The 17479-nt window shown below is 62.1% G+C and carries 20 protein-coding genes; 19 read left to right on the top strand and 1 reads right to left on the bottom strand.

The genetic code is table 11. The annotated features are described in order from the left end of the window. Positions 1 to 238: 238 nt before the first annotated feature. From rluC to ACF8FB_RS20230, 3 genes are read left to right on the top strand one after another with little or no spacing between them, the layout of a single operon-like run. Positions 239 to 1195, top strand: a complete 957-nt coding sequence (rluC, locus tag ACF8FB_RS20240; RefSeq protein ID WP_049586857.1) for a 23S rRNA pseudouridine(955/2504/2580) synthase RluC — start codon at positions 239 to 241, stop codon at positions 1193 to 1195. A gap of 3 nt (positions 1196 to 1198) precedes the next feature. Then, positions 1199 to 1873 carry an HAD family hydrolase gene (locus ACF8FB_RS20235; RefSeq protein WP_010952931.1) on the top strand — a complete coding sequence of 225 codons (675 nt, stop codon included), beginning with the start codon at positions 1199 to 1201 and terminating at the stop codon, positions 1871 to 1873. Between the two features lie 6 nt (positions 1874 to 1879). Then, complete coding sequence (locus tag ACF8FB_RS20230) at positions 1880 to 2869, top strand: S49 family peptidase (RefSeq protein WP_010952932.1); 990 nt, start codon at positions 1880 to 1882, stop codon at positions 2867 to 2869. A gap of 281 nt (positions 2870 to 3150) precedes the next feature. Here the strand turns inward: ACF8FB_RS20230 and ACF8FB_RS20225 are convergent, their stop codons facing one another. Further along, the gene (locus ACF8FB_RS20225; protein WP_392510326.1) at positions 3151 to 3729 is read right to left on the bottom strand and encodes a Maf family protein; all 579 of its coding nucleotides are present in this window, start codon (positions 3727 to 3729) and stop codon (positions 3151 to 3153) included. A 96-nt stretch (positions 3730 to 3825) separates the two neighbouring features. Between ACF8FB_RS20225 and ACF8FB_RS20220 the strand changes: the two genes are divergently transcribed. The 16 genes from ACF8FB_RS20220 (at position 3826) to ACF8FB_RS20145 (ending at position 17139) form a co-directional block, all read left to right on the top strand. After that, a complete protein-coding gene (locus ACF8FB_RS20220; protein WP_010952934.1) occupies positions 3826 to 4353 on the top strand; it encodes a YceD family protein in 528 nt (175 codons plus the stop codon). 13 nt (positions 4354 to 4366) lie between these two features. After that, positions 4367 to 4549 carry a 50S ribosomal protein L32 gene (rpmF, locus tag ACF8FB_RS20215; RefSeq protein ID WP_003247154.1) on the top strand — a complete coding sequence of 61 codons (183 nt, stop codon included), beginning with the start codon at positions 4367 to 4369 and terminating at the stop codon, positions 4547 to 4549. Between the two features lie 3 nt (positions 4550 to 4552). Continuing rightward, a complete protein-coding gene (gene plsX / locus ACF8FB_RS20210; RefSeq protein ID WP_392511755.1) occupies positions 4553 to 5563 on the top strand; it encodes a phosphate acyltransferase PlsX in 1011 nt (336 codons plus the stop codon). Between the two features lie 127 nt (positions 5564 to 5690). Then, positions 5691 to 6629 carry an ACP S-malonyltransferase gene (fabD, locus tag ACF8FB_RS20205; RefSeq protein ID WP_392511753.1) on the top strand — a complete coding sequence of 313 codons (939 nt, stop codon included), beginning with the start codon at positions 5691 to 5693 and terminating at the stop codon, positions 6627 to 6629. 15 nt (positions 6630 to 6644) lie between these two features. Then, on the top strand, positions 6645 to 7385 hold the full coding sequence (fabG, locus tag ACF8FB_RS20200) for a 3-oxoacyl-ACP reductase FabG (RefSeq protein WP_003247160.1): 741 nt from the start codon (positions 6645 to 6647) through the stop codon (positions 7383 to 7385). 203 nt (positions 7386 to 7588) lie between these two features. Then, positions 7589 to 7825 (top strand): acyl carrier protein, encoded by a 237-nt coding sequence (gene acpP, locus ACF8FB_RS20195; protein WP_010952937.1) that lies wholly within the window; start codon positions 7589 to 7591, stop codon positions 7823 to 7825. 187 nt (positions 7826 to 8012) lie between these two features. After that, the gene (fabF, locus tag ACF8FB_RS20190; protein WP_010952938.1) at positions 8013 to 9257 is read left to right on the top strand and encodes a beta-ketoacyl-ACP synthase II; all 1245 of its coding nucleotides are present in this window, start codon (positions 8013 to 8015) and stop codon (positions 9255 to 9257) included. After that, complete coding sequence (gene pabC / locus ACF8FB_RS20185; RefSeq protein ID WP_010952939.1) at positions 9257 to 10072, top strand: aminodeoxychorismate lyase; 816 nt, start codon at positions 9257 to 9259, stop codon at positions 10070 to 10072. The genes fabF and pabC overlap by 1 nt, the downstream gene beginning before the upstream one ends. 4 nt (positions 10073 to 10076) lie before the next feature. Further along, the gene (gene mltG / locus ACF8FB_RS20180) at positions 10077 to 11312 is read left to right on the top strand and encodes an endolytic transglycosylase MltG (protein ID WP_392511750.1); all 1236 of its coding nucleotides are present in this window, start codon (positions 10077 to 10079) and stop codon (positions 11310 to 11312) included. Positions 11313 to 11321: 9 nt separating this feature from the next. After that, positions 11322 to 11954, top strand: a complete 633-nt coding sequence (gene tmk / locus ACF8FB_RS20175) for a dTMP kinase (RefSeq protein WP_392511748.1) — start codon at positions 11322 to 11324, stop codon at positions 11952 to 11954. After that, positions 11947 to 12933 carry a DNA polymerase III subunit delta' gene (locus tag ACF8FB_RS20170; protein WP_392510324.1) on the top strand — a complete coding sequence of 329 codons (987 nt, stop codon included), beginning with the start codon at positions 11947 to 11949 and terminating at the stop codon, positions 12931 to 12933. Before tmk ends, ACF8FB_RS20170 begins: the two co-directional genes overlap by 8 nt. A 30-nt stretch (positions 12934 to 12963) precedes the next feature. Beyond that, positions 12964 to 13746: a TatD family hydrolase gene (locus tag ACF8FB_RS20165; protein WP_010952986.1), complete on the top strand. Its 783-nt coding sequence runs from the start codon at positions 12964 to 12966 to the stop codon at positions 13744 to 13746. Positions 13747 to 14135: 389 nt separating this feature from the next. Beyond that, positions 14136 to 14771 carry a TetR/AcrR family transcriptional regulator gene (locus tag ACF8FB_RS20160; RefSeq protein WP_003247170.1) on the top strand — a complete coding sequence of 212 codons (636 nt, stop codon included), beginning with the start codon at positions 14136 to 14138 and terminating at the stop codon, positions 14769 to 14771. Between the two features lie 156 nt (positions 14772 to 14927). Continuing rightward, positions 14928 to 15896 carry a GTP 3',8-cyclase MoaA gene (locus ACF8FB_RS20155; protein WP_392510323.1) on the top strand — a complete coding sequence of 323 codons (969 nt, stop codon included), beginning with the start codon at positions 14928 to 14930 and terminating at the stop codon, positions 15894 to 15896. 66 nt (positions 15897 to 15962) lie between these two features. Then, entirely contained in the window at positions 15963 to 16568 is a 606-nt protein-coding gene (locus ACF8FB_RS20150; RefSeq protein ID WP_010952988.1) for a DUF4823 domain-containing protein, read from the top strand. Between the two features lie 10 nt (positions 16569 to 16578). Then, positions 16579 to 17139 (top strand): DUF1285 domain-containing protein, encoded by a 561-nt coding sequence (locus ACF8FB_RS20145; RefSeq protein WP_392510322.1) that lies wholly within the window; start codon positions 16579 to 16581, stop codon positions 17137 to 17139. Positions 17140 to 17479: the final 340 nt, after the last annotated feature.

Raw genomic sequence — 17479 nt, 5'->3', positions numbered from 1 at the left:
TGAAACACCGCACTTGTCGTTTTTTTTCGGTCTTCTCTACACGGCGCTGGTGGCGATTCCAGGCATTTCGGTAAACTGGCGAAAACCCCGTAGGACGGCCTCGCGTCCTGGAGAATTGCGAAGGTCAGGGACCGGCAAAGAGCCTGGTGCCGCTGGCCTGCCGCTTTTGGCGGCGTTCGCGACTATAGCAGCAATGATTAAGTGCTTCAATTCCATAAAAAATTGTTATGATCCCGTAATGACGACCAATACCCCTCCGACTTCCGGCGTTCAGCTGATCGAAGTCGCGCCGGAGCTTGCCGGCCAACGCATCGATAATTTCCTCATCACGGCCCTCAAGGGCGTGCCCAAGACACTGGTCTACCGCATCCTGCGCAAGGGTGAGGTGAGGGTCAACAAGGGCCGCGTCAAGCCGGAGTACAAGATCCAGGCCGGCGACATCGTGCGGGTCCCGCCCGTCCGCTTGCCGGAACGAGACGAACCGGCTCCGGTGGCCCAAGGCCTGCTGCAGCGTCTGGAAGCCGCCATTGTCTACGAGGACAAAGCGCTTATCGTGATGAACAAGCCGGCCGGCATCGCCGTGCACGGCGGCAGTGGCCTGAGCTTCGGGGTGATCGAGGCGCTGCGCCAGTTGCGCCCGGACGCCAAGGAGCTGGAGCTGGTGCACCGCCTGGATCGCGACACGTCTGGTCTGTTGATGATCGCCAAGAAGCGCAGCATGCTGCGTCACCTGCATGCCGCCCTGCGCGGTGATGGTGTCGATAAGCGCTACATGGCGCTGGTGCGCGGCCATTGGCCAACCTCGAAAAAGCAGGTCAACGCGCCGTTGCTCAAGAGCAACCTGCGTTCCGGCGAGCGCATGGTCGAAGTGAACGAGGAAGGCAAGGAGGCGCTGACCCTGTTTCGCGTCCTGCGCCGTTTTGGTGACTTTGCCACCATCGTCGAGGCGCGCCCGATCACCGGTCGTACCCATCAGATCCGCGTGCACACCCTGCATGCCGGGCACATGATCGCTGGCGACAGCAAATACGGCGACGAAGACTTCAGCCGGGAAATTCGCGAGTTGGGCGGCAAACGCCTGTTCCTGCATGCCTACGCGTTGACTGTACCGCTGCCGGACGGCGGTGAATTGAAGCTCGAGGCGCCTGTGGATGAGGTCTGGGCGAAAACCGTTGAACGTCTGAGTGCGCCCTGATCCATGAAAAAAGGCTATGAGCTACTGATCTTCGACTGGGACGGCACCCTGGCCGATTCCATTGGGCGTATCGTCGAGGCCATGAATGTCGCCGCAGAGCGTGCCGGCGAGGCGCAGAGCAGCGACGCTGCGGTCAAGGGTATCATCGGTCTGGCCTTGGACGAGGCGATCCACACCCTGTACCCGCACCTGGCGCCTGCAGAGGTTGCCAGCTTCCGCCAGCACTATGCCGATGTCTACGTTGCGCTGGATCAGCAACCTTCGCCGTTGTTCGATGGCGTGGTCGAGTCGCTGGATGCCTTCCGCGCCGAGGGTTACCGCCTGGCGGTGGCCACCGGCAAGGCCCGTCGCGGGCTGGATCGGGTGCTCAAGGCCAATGGCTGGGAGCGGTTCTTCGATATCACCCGCGCCGCTGACGAGACCCGTGGCAAGCCACACCCGCTGATGCTTGAGGAAATCCTCGGGCATTGTGGCGTCGAACCGTCGCGTGCGCTGATGGTCGGAGATTCGGCATTCGACCTGCAGATGGCCAGCAATGCCGGCATGCATTCGGTGGCGGTTGGCTATGGTGCCATGTCGCTGCAGGCGCTGGCCGAGTTTGGCCCGCAGGTATGCATCGATCACTTTTCCCAGTTGCGCGAGTGGCTGGGTGGTTCCGCAATTCCACTTCCAAGGTAGGTAAGCATGGCAGACGAATGGAAAGCCCCTGAGGCCGAGCCCGGGGAGCGCGAAGAGCGCAACAGCTGGAAGCTGCTGGAAAAGACCTTGCTGGCCAGCGTGCAGGAGCAGCGACGGTCGCGGCGCTGGGGGATCTTCTTCAAGCTGCTGACCTTCGTCTACCTGTTCGGCATTCTGGCGTTGTTCTCGCCGCTGATGGACATGGACAAGGCCGCTTCGCGCAGTGCCAGCCATACCGCGCTGGTCGAGGTGCGCGGGGTGATTGCCGATCAGGAGGCTGCCAGCGCCGATAACATCGTCAAGAGCCTGCGCGAAGCGTTCAAGGACGACAAGACCAAGGCTGTGGTGATGCGCATCAACAGCCCGGGTGGCAGCCCGGTGCAGGCGGGTTACGTGTATGACGAAATCCGTCGCCTGCGTGCCGAATATCCCGCCATCAAGCTGTATGCGGTGATCGCTGATCTTGGTGCTTCCGGTGCCTATTACATCGCCAGTGCGGCAGACGAGATCTATGCCGACAAGGCCAGTCTGGTGGGGTCCATTGGGGTGACGGCGGCGGGTTATGGCTTTGTTGGCACCATGGAGAAGCTAGGGGTCGAGCGCCGTGCCTATACATCGGGTGAGCACAAGGCGTTCCTTGATCCGTTTTCGCCGGAAAAACCAGAAGAGACCCGTTTCTGGCAGGGTGTGCTGGATACCACGCACCGGCAGTTCATCGCCATGGTCAAGCAGGGGCGGGGTGAGCGCCTGAAGGATAAGGAGCACCCGGAGTTGTTCAGCGGCCTGATCTGGTCGGGTGAGCAGGCCAAGGCGCTGGGGCTGGTGGATGGCTTGGGCAGTGCCAGCTATGTGGCGCGTGAGATCGTGGGCGAGAAGGAGTTGGTTGACTTCACCGTTCAGGAGTCGCCTTTCGATCGCTTCTCCAAGCGCGTGGGTGCCAGCGTGGCTGAGCACCTGGCGATGTGGATGGGGTTCCAGGGGCCGCAGTTGCGTTGAACGCCCTGTCGCACGTTTTGTGGTGTTTGTGAGATCGAGCGCCGCCCGCGCGGCGCATCGCGAGCAAGCTCGCTCCTACATTTGTTTCGGGCCAATCCATCCTGTGTCAGGCGCACGCGACCGCCTTGTTTGTACGGCGCGATGTCGCGCCATGCGCCAAAGCGTTCGCGCCCAAATCCCACAGGCATAATTGGCCCGAAACAAATGTAGGAGCGAGCTTGCTCGCGATGCGCCGCGCGGGCGGCGCTCGATCTCATAGGCGCCAAAAGCCTCAAGTCGGACTACGGAACCACAACCCCTTCCTTGGTCAGCATATCCACCAGCCGAATCAGTGGCAGCCCGATCAGGCTGGTTGCATCGCACCCGTGGGTGCTCTGGAACAGGCTCACCCCCAACCCCTCCGCCTTGAAGCTCCCTGCGCAATCCAGCGGCTGTTCCGTCGCGACGTAGCGCTCCACGCGCTCGCGGCTCAATTCGCGCAGCGTGACGGTAAAAGGCACGCAATCCACCTGGCATTGCCCGGTGGCGCTGTTCAGCAGTGCCAGCCCGGTAAGAAAGCTCACCTGCTGCCCGCTACACTCCAGCAGTTGCTCGCAAGCGCGCTCGAACGTATGCGGCTTGCCCAGCACCTGCTCGCCCAATACCGCAACCTGGTCCGAGCCTATGATCAAGTGTCGGGGGTGGCTGCCTGCCAATGCCTCGGCCTTTTGCCTGGCCAGCCGGCGCACCAGCTCTACGGGCGGTTCGCCATCCAGGCGTTGCTCGTCTATATCGGGGCTTGCCCAGGTGAAGGGCAGGTGCAGGCGTGCGAGCAGTTCGCGGCGATAGGCAGAGCTGGAAGCCAGTAACAAAGGAAGCATGGTAGACTCCGGGTTCGGTTGAACCAATTCTATCACGCACGATGCCGCCTAATTTCCTTTGACAGGGGCGGGGGGCATCCCTAGAATGCTGCGCCTATGTTGAATGACCCGATTCCACCTCACGTTGACCCGCGCAAATTAGCCGATCGTGGCGTAACCCTTAACGGTTCGCTGCAACTCGCTGATTTGGAAAGACTCTGCGACCCGCTTTCCGACAATGTCGGTACGGTGCAGGCGAAGTTCGATTTTGAACGAGATGAACAGCACGTGGTGGTTATCCACAGCGAGCTGGACGTCGAAGTCAAGATGGTTTGCCAGCGTTGTCTTGAGCTGGTCACCCTACCGATCCACAGCGAATGTACATACGCCGTGGTGAAGGAGGGTGCGAATACCCAGTCGTTGCCGAAAGGCTATGACGTGCTGGAACTGGGCGAAGATCCTTTGGATCTGCAGGCATTGGTCGAGGAGGAGCTTTTGCTCGCCTTGCCAATCGTGCCTGCTCATCATCCGGAAGAATGCCAGCAGCCGGCGGGCGCAGACGAGCCCGAATCGAGCAAGGACGAGGTATCGCGGTCCAACCCGTTCAGTGTTTTGGCGCAGTTAAAGCGTGACCCAAACGTTTAGGAGTTAATCAATTATGGCTGTTCAGCAGAACAAAAAATCCCGCTCTGCCCGTGACATGCGCCGTTCGCACGACGCCCTGTCGGAAAACGCGCTGTCGGTAGAGAAAACCACCGGTGAAGTTCACCTGCGTCACCACGTTTCGCCAGAAGGCGTATACCGTGGTCGTAAAGTGGTCGACAAGGGCGCTGACGAGTAATCCTTGTCCGCTCAGGTCATCGCGATCGACGCAATGGGCGGGGACTTCGGTCCCCGCAGCATTGTCCAGGCTAGCATTGCCTGCCTTTCGGCTACCCCCTCGCTTCATCTGACCCTCGTCGGTCAACCCTCCCTCCTTGAAGATCTCATCAGTGGCTTGCCAGCTGCGGATCGCGCGCGCCTGCAGGTTGTGGCCGCCAGTGAGGTAGTCGGCATGGACGAGCGGCCATCCCAGGCGTTGCGCGGCAAGCCGGATTCGTCGATGCGCATCGCCCTCGAACTGGTGCGCGACGGAAAAGCCCAGGCCTGTGTCAGTGCCGGCAATACCGGGGCGCTGATGGCGTTGTCGCGCTTCGTGCTCAAGACCTTGCCGGGTATCGACCGGCCGGCCATGGTGGCGGCGATCCCGACCCAGACAGGTTACTGTCAACTGCTCGATCTGGGCGCCAATGTCGACTGCAGTGCCGAAAACCTCTATCAGTTCGCGGTAATGGGCTCGGTGGCCGCTCAGGCCCTGGGTGTGCATCGGCCACGCGTGGCGCTGTTGAACATCGGTACCGAGGACATCAAGGGTAACCAGCAGGTCAAGCTGGCTGCCACGCTGTTGCAGAGCGCCCGCGGCCTCAACTATGTCGGTTTCGTCGAAGGGGATGGCCTGTACCGGGGTGAGGCAGACGTGGTGGTGTGCGACGGTTTTGTCGGCAACATACTGCTCAAGTCCAGCGAGGGCTTGGCGACGATGATCGGTGCGCGCATCGAAAAACTGTTCAAGGGCGGTGCTTTTGCCCGCGTTGCCGGGGCCGTTGCCATACCGCTGCTCAAGCGTCTGCAGGCTGACCTGGCGCCGGCGCGGCATAATGGGGCGAGCTTTCTGGGGCTACAGGGTATCGTCATCAAGAGTCATGGCTCGGCGGGCGTGCAGGGGTTTCAGAGTGCCATCCAGCGGGCGCTGATCGAAATTCAGGAAAACCTGCCGCAGCGGCTGCATGGCCGCCTTGAAGACCTGTTGCCTTAGGCATTTCGCCGATGAAGTGCTTAAATGTGACCGCTTGGTCTGTGTTTCCATCCAAGTTTTCAGATTCCGCGCCTGGCCTCGGGCCTGGCGCACACTATCCGACGACAAGATCATAAGGGCTTGTTCAATGTCTGCATCCCTCGCATTCGTCTTTCCCGGTCAAGGTTCCCAGTCGCTGGGCATGCTCGCCGAGCTCGGCGCCGAGAAGCCAGTGATCATCGAAACCTTCAAGGAAGCGTCCGAAGCGCTCGGCTACGACCTGTGGAAGCTGGTCCAGGACGGCCCGGAAGAGCAACTTAACCAGACCGACAAGACCCAGCCGGCGATCCTTACTGCGTCCATCGCACTGTGGCGCCTGTGGCTGGAAGAGGGCGGTGCCAAGCCGGCCTTCGTTTCCGGTCACAGCCTGGGCGAATACAGCGCCCTGGTCGCCGCCGGCAGCATCAGCCTGAAAGATGCCGTTCGCCTGGTCGAGCGCCGCGGTCAGCTGATGCAGGAAGCCGTACCGGCCGGTCACGGCGCCATGGCTGCCATTCTCGGCCTGGACGATGCTGTGGTCGTGGAACTCTGCGCCGAAGCCGCTGAAGATGAAGTGGTCAGCGCCGTGAACTTCAACTCGCCTGGTCAGGTGGTCATCGCCGGTAACAAGGCGGCGGTAGACCGCGCCATGGAGCTGTGCAAGGCCAAAGGTGCCAAGCGCGCCCTACCACTGGCGGTGAGCGTCCCGTCGCACTGCGCCCTGATGAAGCCAGCCGCCGAGCGCTTTGCCGAATCGGTCAATGCCATCGAATGGAAGGCCCCGCAGATTCCGGTGGTGCAGAACGTCACTGCAGCCGTCGCCGCCGACCTCGATGCCCTCAAGCACGACCTGCTGGCACAGCTGTACCAGCCGGTACGCTGGGTCGAGTGCGTGCAGACCCTGGCCGCCAACGGTGCGGTCAACCTGGTCGAGTGTGGCCCGGGCAAGGTGCTGGCTGGCCTTAACAAGCGTTGCGCCGACGGCGTGACCACCTACAACCTCAACACCCCTGACTCCGTTGCTGCCACCCGCGCGGCACTGGCCTGATTTGGAGAAGCTTGCATGAGCCTGCAAGGTAAAGTTGCACTGGTTACCGGCGCCAGCCGTGGCATTGGCCAGGCCATCGCCCTCGAGCTGGGCCGCCAGGGCGCGACCGTGATCGGTACCGCCACTTCGGCGTCCGGCGCCGAGCGCATCGCTGCCACCCTGAAAGAACACGGCATCACCGGCACCGGCATGGAGCTGAATGTGACCAGCGCCGAATCGGTTGAAGCCGTACTGGCCGCCATTGGCGAGCAGTTCGGTGCGCCGGCCATCCTGGTCAACAACGCCGGTATCACCCGCGACAACCTCATGCTGCGCATGAAAGACGACGAGTGGTTCGATGTCATCGACACCAACCTCAACAGCCTCTACCGTCTGTCCAAGGGCGTGCTGCGTGGCATGACCAAGGCGCGTTGGGGTCGTATCATCAGCATCGGCTCGGTCGTTGGTGCCATGGGTAACGCAGGTCAGGCCAACTACGCGGCTGCCAAGGCCGGTCTGGAAGGTTTCAGCCGCGCCCTGGCGCGTGAAGTGGGTTCGCGTGGTATCACCGTCAACTCGGTGACCCCAGGCTTCATCGATACCGACATGACCCGCGAGCTGCCAGAAGCTCAGCGCGAAGCCCTGCAGACCCAGATTCCGCTGGGCCGCCTGGGCCAGGCTGACGAAATTGCCAAGGTGGTTTCGTTCCTGGCGTCCGACGGCGCCGCCTACGTGACCGGCGCTACCGTGCCGGTCAACGGCGGGATGTACATGTAATACTGCAACTCAATGTGACGGGTTTCGTAAAAAAAGAGTCATACTGCGAGCCTAAAATCCGTTATAAAGCTGCAACCAGATTCCAGGCAGCGGGTGTGGTGACTAGCCTGAAGGTGCGTTTTGCTTGAAAAGCGAACGTCTTTCTATAAAATTAGCCACCGGCCAGCTGCCTGACATATATCCATTAGGAGTGAAAACTAGGTATGAGCACCATCGAAGAACGCGTCAAGAAAATCGTCGCCGAGCAACTGGGCGTCAAGGAAGAAGAAGTGACTGTTGAGAAGTCCTTCGTCGATGACCTGGGTGCCGATTCGCTTGACACCGTTGAACTGGTGATGGCTCTGGAAGAGGAATTCGAGACCGAAATCCCTGACGAAGAAGCCGAGAAGATCACTACCGTTCAAGCTGCCATCGACTACGTCAAAGCCCACCAGGCCTAAGACGCTACAGTCGACGTTTCTTGTCGGGGAAAACCGCACTGCCTTCGCTGGCGTGCGGTTTTTTCTTTGCGAGCGCCTCGCATTTTTCAGGCGGCTTCGTTCACCGAGCACCAAGAGCCTGTTGCCATTTCATTCCAGCACTTGAATGCAATGGCAAGAGACTCTGTTATTAGAAAAGGAGAGTACTGTGTCGCGTAGACGCGTCGTGGTCACCGGTATGGGTATGCTGTCGCCACTGGGTACCGATGTACCGAGCACCTGGCAGGGCATTCTGGCTGGCCGCAGTGGCATCGGTCCGATCGAACACACGGACCTGTCTGCCTACTCCACCCGTTTTGGCGGCTCGGTGAAAGGCTTCGAGGTTGAGCAGTACCTGTCGGCCAAAGAGGCCCGCAAGCTCGACCTGTTCATCCAGTACGGCCTGGCGGCTGGTTTCCAGGCCGTGCGTAATGCCGGCCTGGAGGTCACCGATGCCAACCGCGAGCGTATTGGCGTGGCCATGGGCTCGGGTATCGGTGGTCTGACCAACATCGAAGAAACCAGCCGCACCCTGCACGATTCAGGGCCGCGCCGCATTTCGCCGTTCTTCGTGCCGGGTTCGATCATCAACATGATCTCCGGTTTCCTGTCGATCCACCTGGGTCTGCAAGGGCCGAACTATGCCATCGCCACTGCGTGCACCACTGGCACCCATTGCATCGGCATGGCCGCGCGCAATATCGCCTACGGTGAGGCTGACGTGATGATCGCCGGTGGCGCCGAAATGGCCGCTTGTGGTCTGGGCATGGGCGGTTTTGGCGCTTCGCGCGCACTGTCTACCCGCAACGATGAACCCAGCCGGGCCAGCCGCCCGTGGGACAAGGGTCGTGACGGCTTTGTATTGTCCGACGGTGCCGGAGCCCTGGTGCTCGAGGAGCTCGAGCACGCCAAGGCCCGCGGTGCGACTATCTATGCCGAGCTGGTTGGCTTTGGCATGAGCGGCGACGCCTACCACATGACCTCGCCACCCGACTCTGGCGAGGGCGCTGCCCGCTGCATGGCCAACGCCTTGCGCGATGCCGGTATCCAGCCGGAAGAAGTCAGCTACATCAACGCCCACGGCACTTCTACCCCGGCGGGCGATGTGGCCGAAGTGGCGGCGATCAAGCGCGTGTTCGGCGAGCATGCCTACAAGCTGGCGGTCAGCTCGACCAAGTCGATGACCGGTCACTTGCTGGGCGCCGCGGGCGCGGTGGAGGCGATCTTCAGCGTGCTGGCCATCAATAGCCAGATGGCCCCGCCGACCATCAACCTGGACGAGCCGGACGAGGGGTGTGACCTCGACTTCGTTCCCCACCAGGCGCGCAGCATGCCGATCGACGTGGTGCTGTCCAACTCGTTCGGCTTTGGCGGCACCAACGGCTCGCTGGTATTCCGCCGGTTTGCCGGCTGATGCACAGCTGGATCGACGGCCAGCCGGCGACTGCACTCAACCTGCAGAACCGCGGCCTGGCCTATGGCGATGGCCTGTTCGAAACCATCGCTGTGCGAGGCGCCCGGCCCAGCTTGCTGGACGGCCACCTCGCACGCCTGGCACTGGGCTGCCAGCGCCTGGCGATCAACGCCGATCTGGCGCTGGTGCGCGACGAGCTGCTGCGCTACGCCAGCCAGCTGGGTGAGGGTGTCGTCAAACTCATCCTTACCCGTGGCGATAGCCAGCGTGGCTATGCGCCAGCTGTCGATGCAGCGCCGCGGCGTATCCTGCAAGGCAGCCCATTACCCCGTTATCCTGTCGAGCATGCTGAGCATGGCGTGCGTTTGTTCCCTTGCCATACCCGGCTTGGGGAACAACCACTGCTGGCCGGCCTCAAACACCTTAACCGCCTGGAGCAGGTGCTGGCCCGTGCCGAATGGCAGGACAGCGACCATGCCGAAGGCCTGATGCGTGACGCGCAGGGCAGGGTGATCGAAGGGGTATACAGCAATCTGTTTCTGGTGCGCGATGGCGTGCTGCTTACCGCCGACCTTAGCCGTTGTGGCGTGGCGGGCGTGATGCGTGCCGCACTGCTGGAACAGGCCCCGCTGCTGGGTATTGCGGTACAGGTCTGCGACCTGTCGTTCGAGGCGCTGGAGCAAGCGAATGAAGTATTTGTTTGCAATAGCGTTTACGGCATTTGGCCCGTGCGTGGCGTAGCCGCGCTAAACTGGTCGCCGGGCCCGCTCACTCGTAAACTGCAGGCCGTTGCCCGTACGTTACTGGAAACCTGAATTCGTGAGACGTAAATTCCTGCTGTTGCTGGAAATGGGCTTGATCCTTGCCGGTCTGGCGTTTGGCTGGTCGGCCTGGAAGGTCAACTCGGTCCTGGAGCAGCCCCTGCACATCACGCAGGAACGCCTGCTGGATGTGCCCAATGGCACTAACCCCAACCGCATGTTCTACAGCATGCAAAGGGAAGGGTTGCTCGACGACGCTGTCTGGTTGCGTTTGTACTGGCGCTTCAACATGGCCGGCACCCCCCTGCACACCGGCGAGTACCGTCTTACCCCTGGCATGACCGTCGAGCAATTGTTCGACGCCTGGCGCCGTGCCGACGTGGTGCAGTACAACCTCACCCTGGTCGAAGGCTGGACCTTCCGCCAGGTGCGTGCGGCCGTGGCCAAGCATGAAAAGATCAAGCATACCCTGGAGGGCTTGTCGGATGCCGAGGTCATGGACAAGCTCGGCCATACCGGTGTGTTCCCCGAAGGCCGCTTCTTCCCCGACACCTACCGCTTCGTGCGGGGTATGAGCGATGTCGAGTTGCTGCAGCAGGCCTACATGCGTCTGGACGAAGTGCTGGCCAAGGAGTGGGCCGAGCGTTCCACCGACCTGCCGTATCGTGACCCGTACCAGGCGCTGATCATGGCCTCCCTGGTAGAAAAGGAAACCGGCATTCCGCAGGAGCGCGGGCAGATCGCCGGCGTGTTCGTGCGGCGCATGCGCCTGGGTATGATGCTGCAGACCGACCCGACGGTTATCTATGGCATGGGTGAGCGCTACAACGGCAGGATCACCCGCGCGGACCTGCGCGAGCCTACGCCTTACAACACCTACACCATGACCGGCCTGCCGCCGACCCCGATCGCCATGGTCGGCCGCGAGGCGATTCACGCGGCGCTGAACCCGTCCAATGGCACCAGTCTTTACTTCGTCGCCCGCGGCGATGGCAGCCATGTGTTTTCCGACGACCTCGACGACCACAATTCGGCAGTGCGCGAGTTCCAGCTCAAGCGCCGGTCGGACTACCGCTCCAGCCCCGCGCCGCAGCAAGAGGCCAAGCCAGGTGCCGATGATGCCGAACAGGCATCGGGCGCCGACGATGCGCAGCGCCCTGAGCCCCCAGCAGCGGACCCGTCAGCAGCGGATGAGCCAACTGCGCAGCCAGCCCCCGATGAAGCGCCCGCGCAGGATGCCCCTGCCGGCGGTGCGCAAGCGGCCGAGCGGCCGACGCCTGACGAACAACATTAAGGACTGCCTGTGAGCGGCTTGTTTATTACTTTGGAAGGCCCCGAAGGCGCGGGCAAGAGCACCAATCGCGACTACCTGGCCGCGCGCCTGCGCGAGCACGGCCTGGACGTGGTGCTGACCCGTGAGCCAGGCGGTACGCCGCTGGCGGAAAAGGTGCGTGAACTGTTGCTGACGCCCAGCGACGAAGGCATGGCGGCCGACACCGAGCTGCTGCTGGTGTTCGCCGCCCGCGCCCAGCACCTGGCGCAGGTCATCCGCCCGGCGCTGGCCCGCGGGGCTGTGGTGCTGTGTGACCGTTTCACGGACGCCACCTATGCCTATCAGGGCGGCGGTCGTGGTTTGTCGGTCGAGCGTATCGCGGTTCTGGAACAATTCGTCCAGGGCGACCTGCGCCCGGACCTGACCCTGGTCTTCGACCTGCCGGTGGAAGTGGGCCTTGCCCGCGCCGCCGCCCGTGGTCGCCTGGACCGATTCGAGCAGGAAGGGCAGGTCTTCTTCGAGGCGGTGCGTCAGGCGTACCTGCAGCGCGCCCAGGGCGCGCCACAGCGCTACAGCCTGCTTGATGCGGCACAATCGCTGGAGGCGGTGCAGCGTGACATCGACGCTCTGCTGCCAGGCATTCTGGAGCGTTGCCGTGGCTGAGGCCTACCCTTGGCAGCAGGCGCTGTGGCAGCAACTGGCCGGTCGCAGCCGCCACGCCCACGCTTACCTGCTGCATGGGCCGCAGGGTATTGGCAAGCGAGCCATGGCCGAGCGTCTGATGGCGCGCCTGTTGTGCCAGCAGCCGCAGGGCCTGGACGCTTGTGGGGCGTGTAAGTCGTGCCTGTTGCTCAAGGCCGGCAGCCACCCGGACAACTTCGTCCTCGAGCCGGAGGAGGCTGACAAGCCGATCAAGGTCGACCAGGTACGCGAGCTGGTGGCCTTTGTGGTGCAGACCGCGCAGTTGGGCGGGCGCAAGGTGGTGTTGATCGAGCCGGTGGAGGCGATGAATGTCAACGCCTCCAACGCCCTGCTCAAAAGCCTTGAAGAACCTTCCGGTGATACCGTGTTGTTGCTGGTGACGCACCAGCCCAGCCGTCTGTTGCCGACGATCAAGAGCCGCTGCCAGCAGGTGGCCTGTCCGCAGCCCAGTCTGGCCCAGAGCCAGGCATGGCTGGCTGGCGCGTTACCCGACTGCGACGAGGTCGAGCGCGATGAGCTGCTGACGCTGGCGGCAGGTTCGCCATTGATGGCGGTCAGCCTGCAGGCGCAGGGGGTTCGCGAGCAACGCGCGCTGGTGGCCGATGGGGTGAAGAAGCTGCTCAAGCAGCAGCAATCGCCCAGCCAGCTGGCCGATGCCTGGAGCGGTGTGCCGTTGTTGCTGCTGTTCGACTGGTTCTGCGATTGGACGCACCTGATCCTGCGCTACCAGTTGACCCAGGACGAAGAAGGGTTAGGCTTGGCCGATATGCGCAAGGTCGTGCAATACCTGGCGCAGAAGAGCCGCCAGGCCAAGGTGCTGGAGGTGCAGGCATGGATCCTCGAACAGCGCCAGAAGGTACTGGGCAAGGCCAACCTCAACCGCGCCTTGTTGCTTGAATCGCTGCTGGCTCACTGGCTGCAACTGCCGGGTGCCCGCTGATTTTCCATTTTTCATGTGTGCCGTTATCCCATGCTCGTAGATTCCCATTGCCACCTCGACCGTCTTGACCTCACTGCTCACCAGGGCTCCCTCGACGCTGCCCTGCAGGCGGCGCGTGAGCGTGGGGTCGGGCATTTTCTGTGCATTGGCGTCAGTGCCGAGAATGCGGGTGCAGTGAAGGCGCTGAGCGAGCAGTACGCTGACGTCGACTGCTCGGTGGGCGTGCACCCGCTGGACCTGGCCCCTGGCGAAACCCCGGCGTTGGAATGGTTGTTGCGCGAACTGGCCCACCCGCATGTGGTGGCGATTGGTGAAACCGGGCTGGATTACCACTACGAGCCGGAGGCTGCCGAGCTGCAGCAGGCCTCGTTCCGTCTGCACCTGGAGGCTTCCAGGCAGACCGGCAAGCCGGTGATCGTGCATACCCGGGCGGCGCGCGCCGATACCCTGGCGCTGCTGCGTGAGGCCAACCTGCCGCAGGCTGGCGTGCTGCACTGCTTTACCGAGGACTGGGACATGGCCAAGGCCGCGCTGGACCTGGGTTATTACATTTCGCTGTCGGGCATCGTTACCTTCCGCAATGCCGATGCCTTGCGGGAAGTGGCGCGGCAGGTGCCGGTCGATCGCTTGTTGGTGGAGACCGATTCGCCCTACCTGGCGCCGATTCCGCACCGGGGCAAGCCGAACCTGCCGCAGTATGTGCGGGAGGTGGCGGAGTATGTGGCTTCGCTGCGTGGGGCCAGTTATGAGCAGTTGGCGGAGCAGACCACGGCAAATTTCAAGCGATTGTTCCCATTGGCGCGGGTGGCTTGATTTACCGGGGTTAGAGATTGTGTGAGGCACGCACCTGACAGCCGTCACACCATCCTCCCCACAAAAACACAAAAAAAACCCGGGTTCTGGGGGAGGAATCCGGGTTAAGACCATTAGGAGTAAAACAAAGGTACGCGGTCCCTGAGCACCTTTATCGGCGCGCCACTGGGGGGGATGCGCCGCGCCAACACTTCAAGTATTGGTCAGGTTTGGCGCAGTGCCAGTGCATATTGGACGTTTTTTAAACAGATTTGGAATACGCCAACGTTTCGTTCCTCCCGCAGCGCATGGCCGTATGCATCGTGAAACACAGACATGCGTGGATGATCCGTGCAATTTCCCGCAAGTTAGGCATAATAAACCGCTTCGATTGTCATCCAGTCCTTCCCATGCAGAAAGAACCTCGTAAGGTCCGTGAGTTTCGCCGTCGCGAACAGGAAATCCTCGATACCGCGCTCAAGCTGTTTCTCGAGCAAGGTGAAGACAGCGTCACCGTCGAGATGATCGCCGACGCCGTGGGCATCGGCAAAGGCACGATCTACAAGCACTTCAAGTCCAAGGCGGAGATCTACCTGCGCCTGATGCTCGATTACGAGCGTGACCTGAACGAGCTGTTGCACTCGGCCGACGTTGACCGTGACAAGGAAGCGCTGTCGCGCGCCTACTTCGAGTTCCGCATGCGCGACCCGCAACGCTACCGGCTGTTCGACCGCCTTGAAGAAAAGGTGGTCAAGGGCAATCAGGTGCCGGAAATGGTCGAGCAGCTGCACAGCATCCGTGCCTCCAATTTCGACCGCCTGACCCAGCTGATCAAGGGCCGTATCAGCGAAGGCAAGCTCGAAGACGTGCCGCCGTATTTCCACTACTGCGCTGCCTGGGCGCTGGTGCACGGCGCTGTGGCGCTGTACCACTCGCCGTTCTGGAGCAACGTACTGGAAGACCAGGAAGGCTTCTTCCAGTTCCTGATGGACATTGGCGTGCGTATGGGCAACAAGCGCAAGCGCGACCCGGAACCCTCGAACTGAGCATTTAGCGAAACGGCGTCGTGCGTTCGCTGCGCGGCAGTGCAGCCCGAAGCGTTTGGCTATCGTTTGGAAATTCGGCATTGCGCATTGGGGCTTGCAAAAACCTGATTTATGAGTCAGGTTTTGCCGGCCCCTTCATCCATGCCGGAGTCATTCATGATTGTCGATCGTCAAGGCAGGCGCTTTCGCAACCTGCGCGTCAGCCTGACGGCTGCCTGCAACTACGCCTGTACCTACTGCGTACCTGACGGAAAGCGGCTGGTGGCGGCGCAGGACGAGCTGTCGGCGGATGCCTTGGCCCGTGGCGTGGCCTACCTGATCGAAGCCGCCGGCATCGAGCGCCTGCGGATTACTGGCGGTGAGCCACTGGTCAGCCCGCGCCTGGATGCCTTTCTGGCTGCCGTGGCCAAACTCGACCTTGATGACGTCTCGCTGACCACCAACGGCCAGTTGCTGGCGCGCAAGTTGCCGCAACTGCAGGCGGCCGGGATTCGTCGGCTGAACGTTTCCCTCGACACCCTCGACCCGCTGGCTTTCCGCCAGATTGCCCGTGGCGGCGACCTGAGCACTGTGCTGGATGGAATGGAGCAGGCCAGCGCCCTGGGTATGCGAATCAAGGTCAACATGGTGCCGATGCGCGGGAAAAACCTTGATCAGGTACTGCCCCTGCTGGATTACTGCCTCGCGCGCGGCTTCGAGCTGCGCTTCATCGAACTGATGCGCATGGGCCACCTCTCTCACGATCGCAACGCCTTCCTCCAGCAGTTTGTAGGCCTCGACCAGCTGCTTGCGCTGATCGGCGGCCAGCATGCCTACGCCCAGGTGAATGCGCCGCTGGACGCCACTGCCATGCGTTACCACATCCCCGGCAGGGGCCACTTCGGCGTCATTGCCAACGAAAGCGTGCCGTTTTGCCGTACCTGCTCGCGGTTGCGCCTGTCTTCTACGGGCTGGCTGCATGGCTGCCTGTCGTCAGGTAACCGGCACTTCGTCGGCGACCTGCTGGAAAAACCGCGTCATCAGGCGCTGCCGGCCTTGCAGCGGTTGTTGGTCAAGGCTTTGGCTGACAAGCAGGACGTGGCCTTTTCCGGCGGCGTGACCGTCATGAAAGTGATCGGTGGCTGAAGCTGGCGCAAAAGCTGCATCCGCCGGCTATTCGCCGGTTTTTCGTCGCCGGCCACTGGAGGAAAGATGCGTAGCCTGGTCTTGCTGCTGGCGCTGATGGCGCTGGGCGGCTGCATGAATGTCAGCGATATGGGCGAAGGCGTCCGCTATCACATGAGCGATGCCGGTCTGCTGGACCACAGCGAAACTCGTCGCACCTTGTCGATCCGCCTGCAGCCTGATTCGTTCATCTTCATTGGCCAGGGTGCATTCGTGCCGCCGGGCGAGGGGCCGGTGCCTCGGCAGAATGCAGTGGCCCAGCAGGCCTTCAAGAGCTTCGTCGAATACTTCCCGATGGTACGGCGCGCCCAGGGCCCGCTGGGCCTCGAAGAGGCCATCGCCCAGGCGCGCTCGGTAGGTGCGGACTACGTGTTGTACACGCGCTTCGCACGTACCGACGATCGCATCGGCAATGGTGACGAGTGGTATGACGAGCAGGCCGTCGACCGCTTGGGCTGGGACACTGGCGTGGTGCAGATGATGCTGATCGAAACCAGTACCCGCTATCTGATCGACACCGCACGCATCAAGAGCCGTGGCGGTTTGTTGACGTTCCACGACAACACCCCGGAGGATTTGCTTGGTGCGCCGATGCGCGAGTACGCTCGTAGCCTTCTGGGCATGAGTGAATGAGGCAAGCGTGATGAGCAACTCCGGCAAGGCCAATGACCTTCTGGCGCAGATCCCCAAGGCCAAGGGGCTGCCGCCGGTGCACCTGTGGAACCCGGAATTCTGTGGTGACATCGACATGCGCATCGCCCGCGATGGCACCTGGTACTACCTGGGCACGCCGATCGGGCGCAAGCCGATGGTGCGGCTGTTCTCTACCATCATTCGCCGCGACGGAGATGACTACTTCCTGATTACCCCGGTAGAGAAGGTCGGCATTCGTGTCGACGATGCGCCGTTCGTGGCCGTGTTGCTGGAAGTGCAGGGCGAAGGCGAGCAGCAGGTGCTGCGTTTTACCAGCAATGTCGAGGACCAGGTCGAGGCGGGGCCGGATAACCCCCTGCGGGTGGTGATCGACCCGCTGACGCAGGAGCCATCACCGTATGTGCTGATGCGCAGCAACCTGGAGGCGCTGATACATCGCAATGTGTTTTACCAACTGGTGGAGCTGGCGGTGCCGCATGTGATCGACGGGGAGGAATGGCTTGGGGTGTGGAGCCGGGGGGCGTTTTACCCGATTGGGCGCAGTGGTTGAGGGGGGTGGGGCTGCAAGAGGCATGTCTTGAGGGGTGTGCTGCCTGGTAGATCGAGCGCCGCCCGCGCGGCGCATCGCGAGCAAGCTCGCTCCTACATTTGTTTCGGGCCAGTATTCCTGTAGCGGACACGCGCGACCGCCTTGTTTGTACTGCGCGACATCGAGTCATGCACTGAGACGTTCGCGCGCAAATCCCACAGGAATAATTGGCCCGAAACAAATGTAGGAGCGAGCTTGCTCGCGATGCGCCGCGCGGGCGGCGCTCGATCTACCAGGCGCTGACATACTTCCGCTGAACAACGAAAAAGCCCCCGGTTGCTTGCGCATCCGGGGGCTTCTT

It is taken from the genome of Pseudomonas sp. yb_2 (assembly GCF_043103905.1).
Taxonomy (GTDB): domain Bacteria; phylum Pseudomonadota; class Gammaproteobacteria; order Pseudomonadales; family Pseudomonadaceae; genus Aquipseudomonas; species Aquipseudomonas alloputida.
The sequence above is the reverse complement of the archived record's forward strand: the minus strand, read 5'-3'. Positions and strand labels throughout refer to the sequence as shown.

Coding starts and splice junctions, on each gene's coding strand:
- rluC (WP_049586857.1), top strand. CDS start 239: ATGACGACCAATACCCCTCCGACTTCCGGCGTTCAGCTGATCGAAGTC.
- ACF8FB_RS20235 (WP_010952931.1), top strand. CDS start 1,199: ATGAAAAAAGGCTATGAGCTACTGATCTTCGACTGGGACGGCACCCTG.
- ACF8FB_RS20230 (WP_010952932.1), top strand. CDS start 1,880: ATGGCAGACGAATGGAAAGCCCCTGAGGCCGAGCCCGGGGAGCGCGAA.
- ACF8FB_RS20225 (WP_392510326.1), bottom strand. CDS start 3,729: ATGCTTCCTTTGTTACTGGCTTCCAGCTCTGCCTATCGCCGCGAACTG.
- ACF8FB_RS20220 (WP_010952934.1), top strand. CDS start 3,826: ATGTTGAATGACCCGATTCCACCTCACGTTGACCCGCGCAAATTAGCC.
- rpmF (WP_003247154.1), top strand. CDS start 4,367: ATGGCTGTTCAGCAGAACAAAAAATCCCGCTCTGCCCGTGACATGCGC.
- fabD (WP_392511753.1), top strand. CDS start 5,691: ATGTCTGCATCCCTCGCATTCGTCTTTCCCGGTCAAGGTTCCCAGTCG.
- fabG (WP_003247160.1), top strand. CDS start 6,645: ATGAGCCTGCAAGGTAAAGTTGCACTGGTTACCGGCGCCAGCCGTGGC.
- acpP (WP_010952937.1), top strand. CDS start 7,589: ATGAGCACCATCGAAGAACGCGTCAAGAAAATCGTCGCCGAGCAACTG.
- pabC (WP_010952939.1), top strand. CDS start 9,257: ATGCACAGCTGGATCGACGGCCAGCCGGCGACTGCACTCAACCTGCAG.
- ACF8FB_RS20165 (WP_010952986.1), top strand. CDS start 12,964: ATGCTCGTAGATTCCCATTGCCACCTCGACCGTCTTGACCTCACTGCT.
- ACF8FB_RS20160 (WP_003247170.1), top strand. CDS start 14,136: ATGCAGAAAGAACCTCGTAAGGTCCGTGAGTTTCGCCGTCGCGAACAG.
- ACF8FB_RS20155 (WP_392510323.1), top strand. CDS start 14,928: ATGATTGTCGATCGTCAAGGCAGGCGCTTTCGCAACCTGCGCGTCAGC.
- ACF8FB_RS20150 (WP_010952988.1), top strand. CDS start 15,963: ATGCGTAGCCTGGTCTTGCTGCTGGCGCTGATGGCGCTGGGCGGCTGC.
- ACF8FB_RS20145 (WP_392510322.1), top strand. CDS start 16,579: ATGAGCAACTCCGGCAAGGCCAATGACCTTCTGGCGCAGATCCCCAAG.